Here is a 17,531-nt window from a genome sequence, read left to right as displayed (position 1 = left end):
TCAGTACTTAGTGTAGCTTGTGCGGCCCGCTTTGTAAATTCGAACGCTTGTGAAATTTATTCAAGCTCATCCAGCGCCGTTTCTTTTTTCAGTTCGATTTTATTCGTTTTTTCATCATAGCGGTATATTTTTAAGTAACCGTCCTCAACGATGCCGAAACGATTATGTTCCAGCTGCACCATGCCTTCTGTCTGCGGTTCGGTATCCGTTGAGCCGCCGTCATCATCCGTCACCACAGTCTCATGATTGCTGCAAGCTCCAAACAGCAAAAAAACAGCGATCCAAACGAGCGTAATCCTGATTCTTCTCAGTTCATTTTCACTTTCGAACACGATTTTCCGAACCCCCTTTTATGTTTCCGATATACAGCCTGCAATATACAGATGCGCATAGAAAAAGACCATTGTTCATGGTCTTTTTCAAAAAGTCTATTCAAGCTCAAGCTGGACGTTTTTTTGCGGGGCGAACGTGGAGATGGCATGTTTATAAATAAGCTGCTGCTTCCCCTCCGTTTCGAGCAAAACGGTAAAGTTGTCAAAGCCTTTTACCTGGCCGCGAAGCTGGAAGCCGTTGAGTAAAAACACCGTGACGAACGTATTGTCTTTTCGGATTTGATTCAAAAACTGATCTTGAATATTAATCGGTTTCATGTTTCGTCCTCCTTGGTTCTCAATACAATACTGTTTCGATTAAATTTCCAGTTTTCCTGCTATGCACTCGAAAATTTCCTTTTTTTTCTGCTCAATATCAACAGGCGGCGTCATATCTGTCCATGAAACAGGCATTTTATTGCGAAACCAGGTCAGCTGGCGTTTCGCATATCGCCTTGAATTTTGTTTTAATTGCTCCACAGCCTGAGGGAGCGGCACTTTTCCATCAAGATATTCATACAGCTCTTTATAGCCGATCGCCTGAATCGATTGGCTGTCCCGGATATTCATATCATACAGCCGCTTTACTTCGTCAAGAAGGCCGGTTTCCAGCATCAGGTCAACGCGCTCGTTAATCCGGCCGTACAGCACTTCTCTGTCCATTGTAAGACCGATAAGAACCGCATTGTAAAGCAGCTCCCGTTTTTGGGTTTTAAGATGCTCTGACATTGTTTTTCCCGATACATGCAGGATTTCGAGCGCGCGGATGACTCTTCGCGTGTTGTTTTGATGAATAGCTGCCGCCGCTTCCGGGTCGGCTGCCGCAAGCTTGGCATGAAGCGCTTCCGCCCCTTCTTCAGCCGCCAGTTTCTCCATGCGCTCCCGGAATACAGGGTCGCCGGAGTTTTCCGTGAACGTATAGTCATACAGCACGGACTGAATGTACAGACCCGTCCCCCCGACAATCATCGGCAGCTTTCCTCTATCGGCAATCTCGGTGATTTTTCCCCTCACCATTTTTTGATAATCCGCCGTTGAAAAAGTGTCGGACGGCTCCAAAATATCAATCAGGTGATGCGGCACGCCTTCTGTCTCTTCTTCGGTGACTTTGGCCGTTCCGATGTCCATCCCTTTATATACCTGCATGGAATCTCCGCTGATGATTTCCGCATTCAGCATTTTCGCGAGTCCGATGCTTAGTTTTGTTTTTCCGACTGCCGTCGGTCCGACGAGTATGACGACAGGCTGTTTTTTATTTTTCAATATGTATCACTCTCTTTTATAAATCTCCCCCTAATTATAGCATTCATTTCTTCAGGCACCTATCCATTTTGCCCTTTTTCCTGAGCGCTAAACGTCGCTACCACCCGATCGGCTCGTTTCCGACAACCTCTCTCGTTTTTCCTTTGAGTGTATGGCGGTGCGTTTTCCGTCCTTCCTCCCGCGGATCGTAAACGACGCCGCCGTGCTGGATCTGAATCGGCTCATTGTAGGCGGCAAAGGTGGTCTCTGAAAGCTCATGGTAATGTGTTCCGTCAACCCTCGGGATGGCAGGGCCGGAAATGCCGTAATACCTATGAAAATGGCCGTTTTCAAACGAGGTGATGCCCGTATAGAAATGTGTATGCTCATCTGTATTGCTGCCGTTTTCCGGCTGCGAAAAGCCTTCAATCAAATGGTAATGCCCCTGCACTACATCCGTAACCGCCCGGTATGCGTGTGTGTGCGGAGGTTTTTTTGACCAATCGGACTGATACAGGCCCACAAAAGCTCACTCCTTTATTTTTTGATAAACGCCCAATCAAAAATTGGTGGGCTGAATACTCTGTTATCATCTCAAATTTATTCTTGGAGGTACCTTAATTATGAATGAAGAATACGCATACGCAGCAGATAGTGATATGAGACAGTTCGGGCGGCCTGGATTTGGGTTCGGACGTCCCGGATTTGGGTTTGGACGGCCGGGCTTCGGCTTCGGGCGTCCCGGATTCGGATTTGGATTCGGACGGCCGGGTTTTGGATTTGGCCGGCCTTGGTTTGGTTATGGATTCGGACGGCCGTTTGGTTTTTACGGCGGACCGTTTTTCGGAGGGCTTGTCGGGGGGCTTGTCGGGAGCGCTTTATTCAATCCGTACTTGTACGGGGGTTACGGCTACGGCTATCCGTATTACTATTGACGAATCAAAAAGGTTCCTCCTCGGGGGCCTTTTTGTATAGGCCTAATGTCTTGACTTGGCAGGCAAAGTTCGGATATTATTTTATTTTACTGCCTTAAACAAAAGGCATAAGGATTATGATGAGAGGGGGATTTGATATGATTCTGGGTTATATCTTCCTCACAATTGCTATTTTATCAGAGTCAATCGGCGCGGCCATGCTGAAGGTCTCCCGCGGATTTACGCGGTTTTTGCCGAGCGCGCTTGTAGTGGCAGGCTATTCATTGGCCTTTTATATGCTTTCACTGACACTGAATCTCATTCCGCTTAGCTTATCCTATGCAACATGGAGCGGAGCCGGAACGGTGCTCGCATCCATTATCGGAGCGAAATGGTTTCATGAAAAACTGGACAAGCAGGCCGTCATCGGACTCTTTTTCTTATTGGCCGGTGTCATTTTGATGAATTGGTAGAAAGGAGAGGCATGCTGATGAAAGGATTACTTTGCTTGGCATTAGCCATTGTATCAGAAGTGTTCGGGAGCACGATGCTGAAGCTGTCGGACGGTTTTACGCACCTGTGGCCCGCTCTCGGCGTCATTGCCGGAATCGGAGCCTCTTTTATGTTTTTGAGCTTCTCTTTGAAAAGCCTTGATTTATCCGCCGCATACGCGACATGGTCAGGTGTCGGCACCGCTTTAACGGCAATTGTCGGCTTTTTTGTTTTTAAGGAGGCCATGACAGTCAAAATGATGATCGGGCTTGTTTTGGTCATCACGGGCGTCATCCTGCTGAACCGTTCCAAGTCTCAAAAAGCTAAAAAAAATCAAACGGCCCGGAGCTGACCGTTTGAACTCGTCAAGCGCGGGCAGCTTTTACTTCAACCTCAAGCTCCATCTCCACGTTTCCTTGGACCGCTCGTGAAATCATACACGAGGACTCCGCTTTCTGCGCTAACTTCCTGGCGAGCGTAAAGTCCGTTTCGGCTGCATCCGGCTTTAATAATATAAACGGACGGTGAATGATTTTCTGGTACGTGAACACACCGTTCGTGACGTCTACAATTCCTTCAGATTCCATATGTAGATCTTCTTTATCCAGGCCGCTTCTTTCCATCATCGCCGCAAGCGTTATAATATAACAGGTAGCGGCCGCTCCAAGCAGCATTTCATCAGGATTTGTGCCTTCTCCGGGTCCGTCCATTTCCTTAGGAATGGACACAGCCGTCTCCAGCCGGCCGCTTTTAATATCGCCGACGTCATTGCGATTTCCGGGCCAATTTGCACTTAAATAAAAGTGATGTTTTGCCAAGGGACAAACCTCCTTTTTTTCAGTTTACTCATCTTTCACTCGTTTGTCTTTTTTTAAGCTTACGAATACTCTTGATTGATCACTCTTTTTATCGTACGGACAAACCGGTAAAATTCCTCCGTTTTTGTGAATTCCCTTTCGCGGTAATCAAAATTATCAAAAAACGCTTCCCGCTGTTCTCTGCTGATCTCAAGCTGTATGCTCAGCCCGGTTTGCGCCTGGTTATTGATATTTTCGGTGTCAACCCCGGCCAGACCGGTTTTTGAGGTTGCCAACTCTGCAGAAAATCCGTTTCGTTCGAGAGCTCTCACCAATTTTTTCGCCCGCTTCCGGTCGCTTCCTCCGACAAGAGTATTTTTCTCGTCGCCTTTATAACCGTGAACTGCGATAACATAATGGTGCTGCTTAATGCTTTCGACTGCTGAAGGCTCATCGAACCTGGTGCTCGTAATATGAAGAGTCTGGTTATCATGCGTTTTTAATCCCTCAAACAGATAGGTTGAATAATCATCTCTGAAAGAGCGGACGATCTCGCTCACCCCGCCCTCAATTCTCCCTCCGTGCGGCGACATGATCAATACGGGACTCCCCTTTCGCTTATTGTACGATATATGATAATCATCGGGGTCTTCATGTTCAGCCAAATCTTTAAAATCTGTGTATGTATCAGAAGAATTCGAGGGATCAGGGTCTGACGCATAATGAGCACATCTTATTAGTAAGACCATTGCTACGATAATGATGACATTAAGTAAAATTCTTTTCATCAGCTCTCCTTCTTTGCTCCTTTCTGAAAAATGACATGTTCATTATATGGATTTTTGTCAATAGGTCTTATCTTAACATTCTATTAACATTATCATCAGTGAAAAACTTCCCGGTTTCGAAAAATCAATGGATTGTCACGGTTCAAGCGCTCAAATGCCGGGCATCAGTGAAAAAAGGTTGAGAGAGGGCAAAAAAAAAGGGAGGAACGCCCGAATTTTCAGGGGCGGGAGATTCACGGCCGGAAACGGACGGCATCAAGAATACGCTTTTAAAAATGAATATCCGCCTCCCGAAGCAAATGCACAGGACAGAATGGAGCCCGTCAAAAAAGTTCTCATCTGCCTTTTTGTACAGCAAAATGCCGTTACAGCCCGCTCATCCCCTTTTTTTATCATAATGGTCCGTTTTGAAATGGAGCCGTCTTTTTTCATATATATAATATCAATCGGAAGCTGTTTTTCCAAGGAATGTCTCAATATTATGTTCATGTATATACCTCCTTCCGCCGGCTTCACTATAAACGAACAAACGTTCCGTTTCAACTCGATTTCTTCTCCTGAAAAAGCCGCAAGTAACCAGCGCTCCTGAAGGACAAACAAACTGACCGAACATACGGCCTGTTCATATGGTATAGAGAGAATCGCCAGAATGGGAGGAAAAGTATATATGTTTGGTTACTCAATGGTACAAATGGTGCGGTCAAATGCTCATAAGCTGGACTGGCCGCTCAGAGAAAACGTATTACAGTTATATAAACCTTTCAAATGGACACCTTGCTTTTTGCACAAGTTTTTCGAAAAAAAGGTGAAAAACAGAAAGAAAATGTCAGTCATCATTGAATTTGAAGAGGGCTGCCATGAATCCGGTTTTCACAGCACAGGACAGGTCTTATCAAAAGAAAAACGCTGCACCATAAAAAAGCAGTTTCAAACAATCAATTGCTGCAGCGCCGAAGTCACTCCGTCCGCCCTTCACATGCTTCTTTCGCAATGCCGGGATATCCGTAAAATCTATTTAAACCGTGAAGTAAAAGCGCTCCTTGATACGGCAGCTGAATCGTCTCATGCAAAAGAAGTGACCCGTAACGGCACCGTATTAACAGGAAAAGGCGTAACCGTCGCCGTTATTGATACCGGAATCTATCAGAATCCCGATTTAGAAGGCAGAGTTATCGGATTTGCGGACTTTGTCAACCAAAAGACAGAACCGTATGATGACAACGGACACGGCACCCATTGCGCCGGTGATATCGCAAGCAGCGGCGCTTCATCTTCCGGTAAATATCAGGGGCCGGCGCCGGAAGCCGATCTGATCGGAGTCAAGGTTTTAAACAAATCAGGATCAGGAACCTTGGCTGATATCATCGAAGGTGTGGAATGGTGCATACAATATAATAAAGAACACACAAAGAATCCGATCAGAATCATCAGCATGTCACTGGGCGGAGATGCGCTCAGATATGATAAAGAAACGGACGACCCGCTCGTCAAGGCCGTTGAAGAGGCATGGAATGAAGGAATCGTCGTCTGCGTCGCCGCAGGCAACTCCGGTCCGGAAGCTCAAACGATTTCAAGCCCCGGTGTCAGCGAGAAGGTCATCACGGTAGGCGCCTATGATGACAATGATACGGCCGGCAATGAGGACGATACGGTCGCTTCTTTCTCAAGCCGCGGCCCGACGGTGTACGGAAAAGAGAAGCCTGACATTCTTGCGCCCGGGGTCGATATCGTATCTCTCCGTTCTCCGCGTTCATACCTTGACAAATTACAGAAATCAAACCGTGTAGGCTCCTTGTATTTCAGTCTGTCGGGCACGTCCATGGCCACTCCGATCTGTGCGGGCATTGCCGCCTTAATCCTTCAGCAGAACCCGCAGCTTTCGCCTGACGATGTGAAAACACTGATCAAACAAAGTCCGGGTCAATGGACAAATGAAGATCCGAACATTTACGGAGCGGGCGCAGTAAACGCTGAAAACGCCGTGCCGAAAGAGTAACCTTTTTATCATGAGAACGGGGTCGTCTAAACCTGCAGATGACCCCGTTTTTTAGGTGAACAGATGAAACATTTATAATGAAGGAACTCGGAATGCTTCAGAACCGGCTGTCAGAAAAAAAGATCAATGCAAGGCAGTGTATTTCTAAAAAAATAGGGAATAAGTATGGTGTAGATAAAAGGAGGAATCACAATGGCACTTACAAACACCGAATTGTCTGAATGGCTGCAAAAACAGATCGGACAAACGCTTGATATCAGGAAAGGAGAGCTGACAGACAGCCGAAACGAGATTTCTGATATGGATCAGATCATGCTTCACCTTGATGATGTTCTCGTCCGCCGGGCAAACCATCCCGATGACTATGTAGCGGACGAAGAACTCGTCTTAAAAGGGCATGGCACAACCTATACGGAGGAAGGAAATGTCCCGCTTCCCCAAGATGCGTATGAAATCCCACTGCTCGGCGACATCACCATCCAAAAGGAGCAAGACGGATTAAAGGTACATACAGATCGGGCCGTTTATACAATCGGGACCCGGAAAGAGCAATAAAAAGAAAAAACGCCCTGATTCAGCGGCGTTTTTTTATTGATTTTTTTCTTCTGAATATCCGTGGAACATCGTGAATGCGCAAAGCATAATGCCTAAAATAATGATAATCGGGAGCCAGATCACGGCAAACTTATAATCCGGTTCGGCAAAAGCGCCGATGACCGCTCCAAAGCAATACAGCACCAAGGCAAGCGCGCGCAATACAGCATCTCTCGTAAACTGCTTCCGCTTGTCCGCTTTGTAAAACCTTGCGGTGAGATCTTCAAAAAAATTAGCGAGCGTTCCCGTTAATACGGTCGTGGAAATCCCCGCTACACCAAGTTTTCTCGCGGCTGTCGTCTGCATTCCCATTGCGAAGCTGAGCAGCATAATCAGCACATAAACAGAAATGGCATCTGCAAAAAAGCAGGAGAACAAAGCAAACAGCAGCAAAACTGCTCCTTCAATAGCTAAAGCGGCAGTTACCGCAGGGGGCCAAAATGATTTCTTTTTATTGCCCACAAGCAGGGCCGCGACAATAACGCCGGCAATAAATCCGATTAACGAGGTTAACGATTTGAGTACGGCAAGGTGCCACGAGTTGCCGATCGCCAGGCCGAACAGAACGATGTTCCCCGTCATATTGGCGGTAAAGATATGTCCCAGGCTTAAATAACCGATCACATCCACAATTCCCGCTGTTAAACAAAGAAGTAAAAGTGCAATATTTCGGTATGTAGTCACTGTCAATGTGATCCAATCCTTTCTCATGCTGATTCCAAATAATAAGTTTACTCTTTGCCATTTCATATGTCCAGCCGGCGTGCCGCTTTTTCAGAGCATAAAAAAACTCCGGCGAACCGGAGAAGCTACTGAACGATAAATAATACTCTCGTGCCGTCGGAATATCCGCTCATTTGATTTCCAACCCATGAACCGGCCCCGCGGTTATCCGACGGGGTTACATATCTGACATCAGCCCCCGCCCCGCCTTCTGTGCAGACTGCCATGGGCCATTCATCACGGTCAAACCCGGGCTTTGTCGGAATTCCTTTCAATGATTCTTTCCTTCTATTCTCCGCTCCGCCCCGATCAATTGTACAAATCTCAGAATGACCTGCCGAAATGGCGTCTTTTATATGATTTCCCGTCTCCGGATATTTTGACAGCGGGAAATACAGCACCTGATCGTATCGGGATGCGGCACGAGCAGCACTGTCCGAATGGATACCGGCGCCCGTAAGGCCGAACTGAAGAGAGATCACCAAAAGCAGACTTGCCGCCCATTTCATAAACGCATTCATTCACATCCTCCTTAAGAAGTTGATATGAAGCGTAAATATGTATATTAGCCGGATTTAACACACATGATGAAATGGCAAAAAAAGTTTGCTGTTTTGTTGATAATCAACGAAAATGGCGGCTTTACGATTTGTCTATTGAACCGGCTTCTGTTTCCTTATATATTTTAGACATACTTATGAGCCGTTGTAATCAGTGTCTTCGGCAGATAAAAGGAGGAATGCCGTCCGGTCGGCAGGCACCGGCTGTTTGTTATGTCTTTTCAAAAACATGAAGGCGGGGAAATCCAGATGGAAAAAACAATGTTTCACCCACACTCACCCGAGTTTCACGAAAACCCTTTTGCGGTTTTAAGCAGATTCAGAGAGCAGGACCCCATACATAAATTCGAACTGCAGCGTTTCGGAGGCACCTTTCCGGCTTGGCTCATCACGCGTTATGATGATTGTATGGCGTTTTTAAAAGACGGCAGAATTACGAGAGATGTAAAACGGGTCATGCCGAAGGAGCTGATCGCGAAGCTGAATGTCAGTGAAGATATCGATTTTGTCTCAGAGCATATGCTGGCAAAAGACCCTCCGGATCATTCACGACTTCGATCTTTGGTGCATCAGGGGTTCACTCCCCGGATGATTGAGCAGCTTCGCACCGGGATAGAGCAGATCACAGAAGAGCTGCTGGATGAAATGGAAACAAAAGCAGACCCTGATATCATGAGAGATTTCGCCGCACCGCTTCCGTTTATCGTCATTTCCGAACTGCTCGGGATTCCGAAAGAGGACCGCGCCAAATTTCAAGTGTGGACAAACGCAATGGTCGACACGTCAGAAAGCGGACAAGATGCGACCAACCAGGCTCTCAAAGAATTTAAACAATATATGAAAACACTGATCGAAGAAAAAAGAAAACATCCGGGTGAAGACCTGACAAGCAAGCTTATTTACGCTGAAGAGGACGGCCAAAAGCTGAGTGAATCAGAGCTGTATTCCATGCTGTTTTTGTTAGTCGTTGCCGGGCTTGAAACAACGGTTAACCTTCTCGGCTCCGGCACCCTGGCGCTTCTTCTGCACAAAGACCAGATGGAGAAGATAAAGCGGCAGCCCGAAAATATCCAGACGGCGATCGAAGAGCTTTTGCGTTATATCTCTCCCGTCATCATGATGGCAAATCGATGGGCGATTGAAGATTTCACCTATAAAGATGTTTCCATTAAAAAAGGCGATATGATATTTATCGGCATCGGTTCAGCCAATCGGGACCCGGAATATTTCGATGATCCTGATACATTAAATATAGCGAGAACACCGAACCGTCATATCTCTTTTGGATTCGGCATTCATTTTTGTCTCGGGGCTCCGCTCGCCCGGATAGAAGCATCCATTGCCTTTACTGCGCTTTTAAAACGGTTTCCGAATATAGAGCTGAAAGGCGCGCCCGAGGATGTAACATGGAGAAAAAATGTGTTTTTGAGAGGGCTTGAAACATTGCCTGTCAGATTTTAATATCGCCCCCCTGTTTATCGGGGGTTTTTAATGTCTTATAAACAGAAATCAATACAACAATGAAAATTTAGTACATAGTAAATTTAGTTCTATATAGATAAAAAAAGCGGCCGGATTGCTCCGGCCGTTCTCTATTACCGTTTTACCAACTCATTTGTTTCGTCCAGCTTTTTTCTGAAAGATTTAAGGAAATTTGCGCTTATCGTTCCTTTGTTTGCGTACAGTTTTTCGCAGAATGCCTTAATGGCGTTTTGCGGCTTCGGTTCCGACAGCATCGTGACATGATTGGAAGAGTGAACGTCCAGCAGGTGAAACTGTTTCATCTGGCGTTCCCATTCTTTCCAATACGCATCATGGTCTAACGGAATTTGTTCTTCCTCTGCTGTCAGATAACGTTCAAGATCTCCGAGAAACAAACCGCTTTTATTACGGAAGTAGTAGCATTGCAGCGCTTCCGGATGAGGCAGCGGCTTCATGTCATACTCTTCCATTCCGTAAGCGAGCTGCGTCTTCATCATTTGCTCCAGCTGCATCCGGATTGCTTCTTCGGATTTTGGCAGACCGCGCTTTTTGGCAAGGCCGATCAATTCTTTCATTACTTCTTCCTCAGCCTGGACGGTAATGTCTTCTCTGCTGATTAATGCCTCTTCAAGGTTTTCAGGCTTAAGATATGCTGTAAGCATCGTATTGATCGTTTGCAGCATGACTGACTTAACAGATGGTTTTCTTTCTTTCCATTTTTCACTGTACGGGGTGTCGATCATGACGGCGCTTTTTACCGTATGACCTTCCTCCTGCAAGAGACGCGCGGTTTCATATGCAAGCATGCCGCCCAAGGAATATCCGCCGAGGTCATAAGGGCCTTTCGGCTGTACCGCTTGGATGATTCTCTTATAAGAAGCGGCCGTCTCTTCGATTCCTTGCAGCGGCTCTTTCCCTGTCAAACCCCTTGCCTGGATGCCGTAAAAAGGTCGCTGACTCTTTTTGGCGAATGGCTGGTATGCTTCCACGCCTCCCGTTCCGCCGTGAAACCAAAAAACAGGACGGCCTTTTTCTCTTTCATTCAGCTTGACGAGTTCGGGAAAATTCCGGCCCGTCTCCTGCGGTTGGTTCGTTTTTAACAGCATGCCGATCTCCTGAAGAGTGCTGCATTTCTGAAGAGCCTCCAGACTGATGCGGCTGTCTCCGTCCTCAAGTTTCTTCAACAGCTGAATAGAGGAGATTGAATCGAAGCCGTATTCAGTCAGCGGCTTATTTTGATCCATTTCCGCTGCCTTCATCCCCAAAATGTCAGCCACAATGTCAGCCGCGCTCCCGCAGCGGATCTGAGGATTCTGTGAAACCGGTGCAAGGCTGATGTCTTCTGACTGACCGCCGTTCCAATACTTATGGTTTTCAAAAGGATATGTCGGAAGCGGCACTCTTTGAACAGATTTGCCTTGGTGGAGTCTGTCCCACGGTATATCCGCACCTTTCACCCAGCAAAATGCAAGCTTTTCCAGATTGTTTTCAGCCAACAGCGTCTCTGTGACGACTGTACCGAGAGTCCCTTCCAGTAAAACGCCGATATCTCCTGATCCAGTCTGCTGACTGCCTGTAAAGAAGCTTTTCATTCCATTGCCTTCTTCGGAAAATGCTCTGTACTCTTTCAGTTTTTCCAGCAATTCATCTTGATTGCGGGCAACGAGTGCCAGGCGGCAGTTCATCGCCTCACGGCCGGTCTGAAGCGTATAAGCAATATCCCGCAATGATGGAGTATCTCCAGTTTGCACAAAATCAGCCAGCTGACTTGCGGCCGCCTTAAGACGCCCTTCGCTCTTAGCAGAAAGCACGATAAGCTGCGGTTCTTGCGCAGATTCTTTGTCCTTATGGCGCGGGCTGTACTGTTCCAAGACGACATGCGCATTCATGCCGCCGAAGCCATAGCTGTTAATTGCGGCCCGGCGCGGGATCGGTCTGCCCGTATGGTCGGTGAGCTGTGTCCATTCCTGATTGTCTTCGGTGAAACGGAAGCGGCTTTTCTGAATGGCCATTTGCTCATTTGCAGCTGTAAATCCGGGAATGCCCGGGATGGTATGATGCTTCATGGCCATCGCCACTTTTATAAGGGCGGCCAGTCCGGAAGCGAGTTCGCCGTGCCCGATGCAAGGTTTCACGGTACTGATATAACAAGGCGCGCTTTCCTCTTGATTTGCAGACTCGCCGTAACCCGCTTTGATTGCATTAAACTCCAGCGCATCTGCCATTTCGGAGGCAATGCCGTGCGCTTCAATATAAGTGACGGTTTGCGGATCAACGTCGGTGTCTTCGTACGCTTTTTTCATCGCGGCCTTCATTCCCGCCGGATTCGGTGCGTGAAGCGACATGCCTTTACCGCCGTGAGACACTCCTGTTCCTTTAATGACCATGTGAATATGATCGCCGTCTTCAATTGCCGCCTCAAGCGGTTTGATGATGATAATGCCCGTCCCTTCGCTTCTGACAAAGCCATCGGCATCTTTTTGGAACGATTTCGCCCGGCCGTTTTTGCTTAAATACCCCATTGAATCAAAACCGATAAAGCCCTTCGGCGACTGCAGAATATTGGCGGCACCCACGACAGCCTGCTCACATTCGTTATGACGTATTGATTGAACCGCCCTGTGCAATGCCACCAGGGTTGACGTGCAGGCAGCCTCGTAATATTCACTCGGTCCTTGTAAATTCAAGGCATATGATATTCTGTTCGGAATGATGGACGGAATGGCTGTTCCATTGTTCGGATCGCTGTTGCCCGCGGCAACGAAAACGCCTGTCGGTCTGCTTGATAACGCCTTATTTGTCAGGCCCGCATCCTCCATTGCCTTCCATGTATGCATCAAAAGCAGAAACTGCTCCGGCCCCATTTGTGATGCTTCTTTAGGAGAAATTCCGAAAAAGAGCGGGTCAAATTCGCCGACACCGTCAATAAAACCGCCCCATCTGAGACTCGTGTCATTCTCATCACCGGCGTAACGGCGCCAGTCCCAGCGGTCCGCCGGAATTTCGGTAATACAGTGATCCCCGTTTACGATGTGCTCCCAAAAAGACTGGATATCCGGGGATTGCGGAAACTGAGCTGACATACCGATAATCGCGATTCCTTGCTTGACATCGGCGTTATCACAAGGCGTATGCTGTTTCTTCGGTAAAGTGCGCTCTTCTGTTTCCGTGACCCTGGCCTCTTCTGAATGCTTATGATCGGCAAGCAATTGAGAAAACTTGCTCTCATATGCTGACGCGAAGTGGCGGGTCAGCTCCTCCGCGGTCGGATACTCGAAAAACAATGTTGGATTCACATCGATGTCCGCCTCTTGGCCGATCTCTTTTGTCAGCCCGATCAGGCTCGCTGAATCAAGTCCCAATTCCATGATATTCGCGTCAGAACGAAGAGATGGCCCGGGTTCATCCATCATCTTGGCGAGCTTGCCAAGGACGTAGCTGTGGATATCATCTGTCAGACTGCCGGCAGAAATCGGTGCTCCCGCATTCTTAACAGCCGTTCGGGCCGGCTGATTCATCTGTTCGGTTTTCGGGCGGAACCGTTTCAGGGCATAGCCTTCAAAACGCATCACCACTTCCGATCGGCTGCTGATGACATCTGCGTTAATCAGAATCATTTCCCCCGTTTGTTTGGTCAGCTTGATGTGCAGCCAGCAATCGGTAAGATCTTCAGGGCTGCTGAAGGTGACGGAATTAATGCCGAACGGCAGATAGCTTTCCGCCTCCGTTTGATCCAATAAAGAAAGCGAGGCCAAGTAAGCACTGTTGGCGATTAATGGATTTACGGCATAATGATGCGCTCGTTGTGAGTCGCTATTGTTCAGGTTCACTTTCGCTAAAACGGCATCAGAGCCTTTGTACAGGCGGGTGATCGTTTTAAATTCTTCTCCCCACACGACGGTTCCCGTTCCGTCTCCGTATAACTCATCTATCCGGCCGACTTCCCGGTAAGAGCGCTGAATGGCCGCCAGATCCGCGTGCTGCTTTTGAAACGGATACGGGCTGCACTCGGCATACGCCGCTATGCTCCAATCAGGAGACGTGCGGCTGCGGTGCATTATGCTCAGTTCAAATGCATTCCCATTTTGTTTCGATTCTGTTTTCAGCTCGATGCGATCGCCTTTTTTTACGGTAATGGGGCTGACGTAATTCAGTTTTTTAATTTGTCCTCCTTCCGCTTCAGGAAAAAGATCACAAAAATGATCGACTGCCAGACTGTTATATGTAGCGCCGACGAGTACCGGTTCTCCGCTGAATTGATGCCCTTTCACGTATGGATCGTCATCACTGTATACCGCCTGAACGCCGCCAGCGTTTTCTGATTCACCGAATTGAAAAGAAGTCCCGTGGTCAAAAGCGTAGGCCGGCAGATGAACAGCGTGCTCTTGCTGCAACTGATCAAACGCGATATTCTCTCCTTTTTCCCATTGCCGCGCACGTCGGCCAATATCAGAATCGGAGAAATTGAGATTCCGCTGATCCATACGGTAAGCGGCCAGCTTTTCCAACAGTTCCTGAATGGAGGAAGCCGTAAATGCCGCCCGATACTCCGAATGATGTGTTCTTTTTTGCAGCGCGGATGCGATGGCGGCCGGTTGAAGAGATGGCGTCTTTTCTAAAAAGGCCGCCAGTCTGTCAAGATAGGCTTCAAAACTCCATTTTGTTTTCGCTGACACAGGGAAAATATATTCCTCATCGCCGTGACGGGTCTGATCGGAATTCGGGCTGATATATTCTTCTACGATGAGATTTGCATATGCCCCGCCTGCCCCGAAGGAATTAATCATGCTTCTCCGCGGTATGATGTCCCCCGTTTCGGCATCCCTCATACGCTCCCAATACTCGTTTTTTTCCTGCAGGTAAAAAGCCGTTTGTTCAAGGTTGATATTCGGATTTTGCGGTTTTGCGTTAATCGTCGGGACTAATGTTTCCCGCTCCATTTGCAGCAGCACTTTCGCGAGCTGAGACATGCCGGAAGCCGCCTCTAAATGGCCAAGATTTGACTTGACGGATCCAAGCGCGCAAAAACGTTTTTTACCAGTATATTGCGCGAACGCATTTGTCAGGGCAATGACCTCAATCGGATCTCCCAATACAGAGCCGTTTGCCGCTGATTCAACATAACTGATTGTTTCCGGATTGATTCCGGCCTTGTCGATGGAAGCCGCCATGAGCTTCGCCTGCTGTTTCGGATCCGGAGCCGTGTACATCTGCCTTCCGCCGCTATGACACAACGCGCTGCTTTTAATGACCCCGTAAATATGGTCTTTGTCGGCAACCGCTTTGGAGAGCGGCTTCAAGAGCACTGCCCCGACTCCTTCTCCCGGCATCAGGCCCGTGCCGGTTCCGAAGCTTTTGCTTTCACTTCCCTGTTCAAGCAAATTCGCCCGTTCGAGCGCATCATATTTAGACGGTTCAAGCGTGAGATTGACCCCTCCGGCAATCGCCATGGAACAGCTGTTAAGCTTCAGGCTTTCACAGGCGAGATGAATGGCGCTCAGTGAGCTGGAGCATGCGGTCGTAACGCCCATGCTCGGGCCCGTTAAATTGAAAAAGTGGGAAATGCGGTTGGCGATATGCCAATCCCCTCCGTTAGAGCTGAGCGCAGCTTTTTCCAATGACGGGATATTCCAGAAATATTGATTGTACATACTGCCCATAAATACACCGATGCCGCTGTCTGATTCCTGCCATTCGTTTACTCTTTCTAACGAGTAGCCTCCGTTTTCAAATGTTTCCCATACGGTTTCAAGGCTTAGACGGAGCTCAGGCGTCATCTCCATCACATGGTCTTCCCGGATGTCAAACAAGTGATGGTCAAAAGCGTCAATATGCTGCAGAAATCCGCCGTACCTTGTTTTGCGTTCTTCTTTTCGTGTTTCTTTTGCCATTGTTTTCAGAAGACCGGATTTCCATCTGTTTTCCGGAGCTTCCGTAATACAGCTGTCTCCGGCTTTTAAATGCTCCCACAGCTCATCGAGGGTTTCAGACTCGGGATAGCGGCCGCTGATGCCGATAATGGCAATGTCGTCACAATCAGAACGATTAACGGTGACGGTTTCTGTTTCCGGCTTTGGCGCTTTTGGCTCTTTTTGTTCAGTGATAAACCGCCGCGTTTCCGTGACAAGCGGCACCGGTTCATTCATTGCAGGTTCCGGATGCTTTGTTTCAGGAGGCGCTTGTTCGGCTCCGAATGCCTGTTGCAGCTTATCCGGGTAAGTTTCCAGCAAATACTCGGCAAGTTCTTTCGTATTCGTGTGTTCAAATAAGACCGTTTTCGGCAGCTCGCCCGTCAATGTTTCCAGTTCGCGGATAAAATTCACCTGCAAAATGGAGTCGATGCCGTATTTTTCAAAGCTCGTTTCCGGCTGAATGCGCTCGGGAGCAAGCTTTATGGACTTGGCTAACGTTTCTTTTATGAATTGCACAGTCCGGTCTGTGACTGAGAAAGAGGGTTCTGTGAAATCAGCCGGCTCTTTGGAAGCCGCAGTTTCTTCAACCGCCTGCGCGTCCGGCTGCTTTTGCCTGATGACGCCGTCGCTTTCTGCCGCCACGATCTGCTGGCCGAGGTGGTGTGACGATTCCGCCATAAATGTAACGTACCGATATCCCTCGCTTTCCAGCGCAGACTGCCACGCTTCAGGATACAGCCCCGGGCATCCGGGAATGCGCAGTTCGGCGTCTTCATACAGCCACCAGCCTTCCAAAAGACCGAATGTCAGGTGAGAATAAACCGAATGGCTGCTAATCTCATTTAATAGCAAAATCCCATTCTTTTTCAGCACCGCTTTGGCATTGCGAAGTGTCCGCCTAATATTTTTTGTCGCGTGAAGCACATTTGCCGCAATTACCGCGTCATATGCGCCCGCCTCTATACCCTGCAAAGCCGGGGGCTCTTCCACATTAAACCGCTTATAAGTCAAATACGGATTGTCGGGACCGTATTCTTTTTCAGCATGCATGAAAAAGGCCTTTGACAGATCGGTGTAGCAATATTCTTTCACATGATGTTTGTACTCTTTTAATCTTTTGAACACGGCCGCGCTCGTCCCGCCCGTCCCCGCTCCGATCTCTAATATCCGGATTTCCGCGTTCGGGTCTTCTTTCAGGCGTTCTTCAATGAAAGCCGTCAATGTGTCAGCGAGCACCTCATTATAATAGTCTGCCGTTTCATTGTTTTTATAGATTCCTTCCACCAATTCCATTGAGGAATCAGGAAACAGAACATCAGTGGCAGAAACTCTGCCGGATAAAATATCCGGCAAAGCTCTGAGAGCGGTCTCCACTAAGGTGATCATCGCCTGTTTGCTGCTGTCCTTGAGTAAAGGAGCTTTCTTTTCATCCCATTCTTGCCACAGAACGTCCGCACGCTCTATCGGACCTGTTAACACATACGTACTGCCTGACTGTTTCAAAAAGCCTTTTTGCACCAAGATGGAGATGCTTTCTTCCAGCCACCTGCCGTAAAACCCCTGCATGACAGGCTGCGTTTCGTTTTCCGTAAAAAATCCGACAGATTTCAGCTGGCCTGCCAATAGTTTGTAAAGAAGATCTTCAGTGTTTTGCAAAGCC

At 47.9% G+C, this 17,531-nt stretch carries 16 protein-coding genes; 6 read left to right on the top strand and 10 right to left on the bottom strand.

The window, feature by feature from the left end; genetic code table 11:
* Positions 1–56: 56 nt before the first annotated feature.
* The 4 genes from NYE62_RS08845 to NYE62_RS08830 form a co-directional block, all read right to left on the bottom strand.
* A complete protein-coding gene (locus NYE62_RS08845) occupies positions 57–332 on the bottom strand; it encodes a YmzC family protein (protein ID WP_007611597.1) in 276 nt (91 codons plus the stop codon).
* A gap of 96 nt (positions 333–428) precedes the next feature.
* On the bottom strand, positions 429–650 hold the full coding sequence (hfq, locus tag NYE62_RS08840; RefSeq protein WP_003154064.1) for an RNA chaperone Hfq: 222 nt from the start codon (positions 648–650) through the stop codon (positions 429–431).
* Between the two features lie 39 nt (positions 651–689).
* Positions 690–1,634, bottom strand: coding sequence for a tRNA (adenosine(37)-N6)-dimethylallyltransferase MiaA (gene miaA / locus NYE62_RS08835; protein ID WP_007410375.1), 945 nt, complete (start codon positions 1,632–1,634; stop codon positions 690–692).
* 97 nt (positions 1,635–1,731) lie between these two features.
* Positions 1,732–2,136, bottom strand: coding sequence for a YmaF family protein (locus NYE62_RS08830; RefSeq protein WP_014417831.1), 405 nt, complete (start codon positions 2,134–2,136; stop codon positions 1,732–1,734).
* 100 nt (positions 2,137–2,236) lie between these two features.
* Here NYE62_RS08830 and NYE62_RS08825 point away from each other — a divergent pair, with 100 nt between their 5' ends.
* The 3 genes from NYE62_RS08825 to NYE62_RS08815 all read left to right on the top strand — a co-directional run bounded on the left by NYE62_RS08825 (position 2,237) and on the right by NYE62_RS08815 (position 3,371).
* Complete coding sequence (locus tag NYE62_RS08825; protein WP_095352127.1) at positions 2,237–2,548, top strand: hypothetical protein; 312 nt, start codon at positions 2,237–2,239, stop codon at positions 2,546–2,548.
* A gap of 137 nt (positions 2,549–2,685) precedes the next feature.
* Positions 2,686–3,000, top strand: a complete 315-nt coding sequence (locus NYE62_RS08820) for a multidrug efflux SMR transporter (RefSeq protein ID WP_007410378.1) — start codon at positions 2,686–2,688, stop codon at positions 2,998–3,000.
* Positions 3,001–3,017: 17 nt separating this feature from the next.
* Complete coding sequence (locus tag NYE62_RS08815) at positions 3,018–3,371, top strand: multidrug efflux SMR transporter (RefSeq protein WP_007410379.1); 354 nt, start codon at positions 3,018–3,020, stop codon at positions 3,369–3,371.
* Between the two features lie 13 nt (positions 3,372–3,384).
* Here the strand turns inward: NYE62_RS08815 and NYE62_RS08810 are convergent, their stop codons facing one another.
* From NYE62_RS08810 to NYE62_RS08800, 3 genes are all read right to left on the bottom strand, one after another.
* Positions 3,385–3,837: an OsmC family protein gene (locus NYE62_RS08810; RefSeq protein WP_144664671.1), complete on the bottom strand. Its 453-nt coding sequence runs from the start codon at positions 3,835–3,837 to the stop codon at positions 3,385–3,387.
* A gap of 59 nt (positions 3,838–3,896) precedes the next feature.
* Complete coding sequence (locus tag NYE62_RS08805; RefSeq protein WP_007410381.1) at positions 3,897–4,604, bottom strand: poly-gamma-glutamate hydrolase family protein; 708 nt, start codon at positions 4,602–4,604, stop codon at positions 3,897–3,899.
* 255 nt (positions 4,605–4,859) lie between these two features.
* Positions 4,860–5,093, bottom strand: a complete 234-nt coding sequence (locus tag NYE62_RS08800) for a hypothetical protein (RefSeq protein ID WP_015239897.1) — start codon at positions 5,091–5,093, stop codon at positions 4,860–4,862.
* Positions 5,094–5,271: 178 nt separating this feature from the next.
* Here NYE62_RS08800 and NYE62_RS08795 point away from each other — a divergent pair, with 178 nt between their 5' ends.
* Both NYE62_RS08795 and NYE62_RS08790 read left to right on the top strand, forming a co-directional pair.
* On the top strand, positions 5,272–6,600 hold the full coding sequence (locus NYE62_RS08795; RefSeq protein ID WP_342497378.1) for a S8 family peptidase: 1,329 nt from the start codon (positions 5,272–5,274) through the stop codon (positions 6,598–6,600).
* A gap of 192 nt (positions 6,601–6,792) precedes the next feature.
* Positions 6,793–7,155 (top strand): hypothetical protein, encoded by a 363-nt coding sequence (locus NYE62_RS08790; RefSeq protein ID WP_342497377.1) that lies wholly within the window; start codon positions 6,793–6,795, stop codon positions 7,153–7,155.
* 33 nt (positions 7,156–7,188) lie between these two features.
* Here NYE62_RS08790 and NYE62_RS08785 read toward each other — a convergent pair whose 3' ends face one another.
* Positions 7,189–7,944, bottom strand: coding sequence for a YoaK family protein (locus tag NYE62_RS08785; RefSeq protein ID WP_095352130.1), 756 nt, complete (start codon positions 7,942–7,944; stop codon positions 7,189–7,191).
* A gap of 59 nt (positions 7,945–8,003) precedes the next feature.
* Complete coding sequence (locus NYE62_RS08780; protein WP_015417516.1) at positions 8,004–8,438, bottom strand: NucA/NucB deoxyribonuclease domain-containing protein; 435 nt, start codon at positions 8,436–8,438, stop codon at positions 8,004–8,006.
* 288 nt (positions 8,439–8,726) lie between these two features.
* Here NYE62_RS08780 and NYE62_RS08775 point away from each other — a divergent pair, with 288 nt between their 5' ends.
* The gene (locus NYE62_RS08775) at positions 8,727–9,938 is read left to right on the top strand and encodes a cytochrome P450 (RefSeq protein WP_342497376.1); all 1,212 of its coding nucleotides are present in this window, start codon (positions 8,727–8,729) and stop codon (positions 9,936–9,938) included.
* Between the two features lie 134 nt (positions 9,939–10,072).
* On the opposite strand, the gene NYE62_RS08770 is transcribed toward NYE62_RS08775, so the two are convergent.
* Complete coding sequence (locus NYE62_RS08770) at positions 10,073–17,527, bottom strand: beta-ketoacyl synthase N-terminal-like domain-containing protein (protein WP_342497375.1); 7,455 nt, start codon at positions 17,525–17,527, stop codon at positions 10,073–10,075.
* Between the last annotated feature and the right edge of the window lie 4 nt (positions 17,528–17,531).

The organism is Bacillus sp. FSL K6-2861 (assembly GCF_038630725.1).
Taxonomy (GTDB): domain Bacteria; phylum Bacillota; class Bacilli; order Bacillales; family Bacillaceae; genus Bacillus; species Bacillus velezensis.
This window is presented reverse-complemented; position numbering and strand designations above follow the sequence as displayed.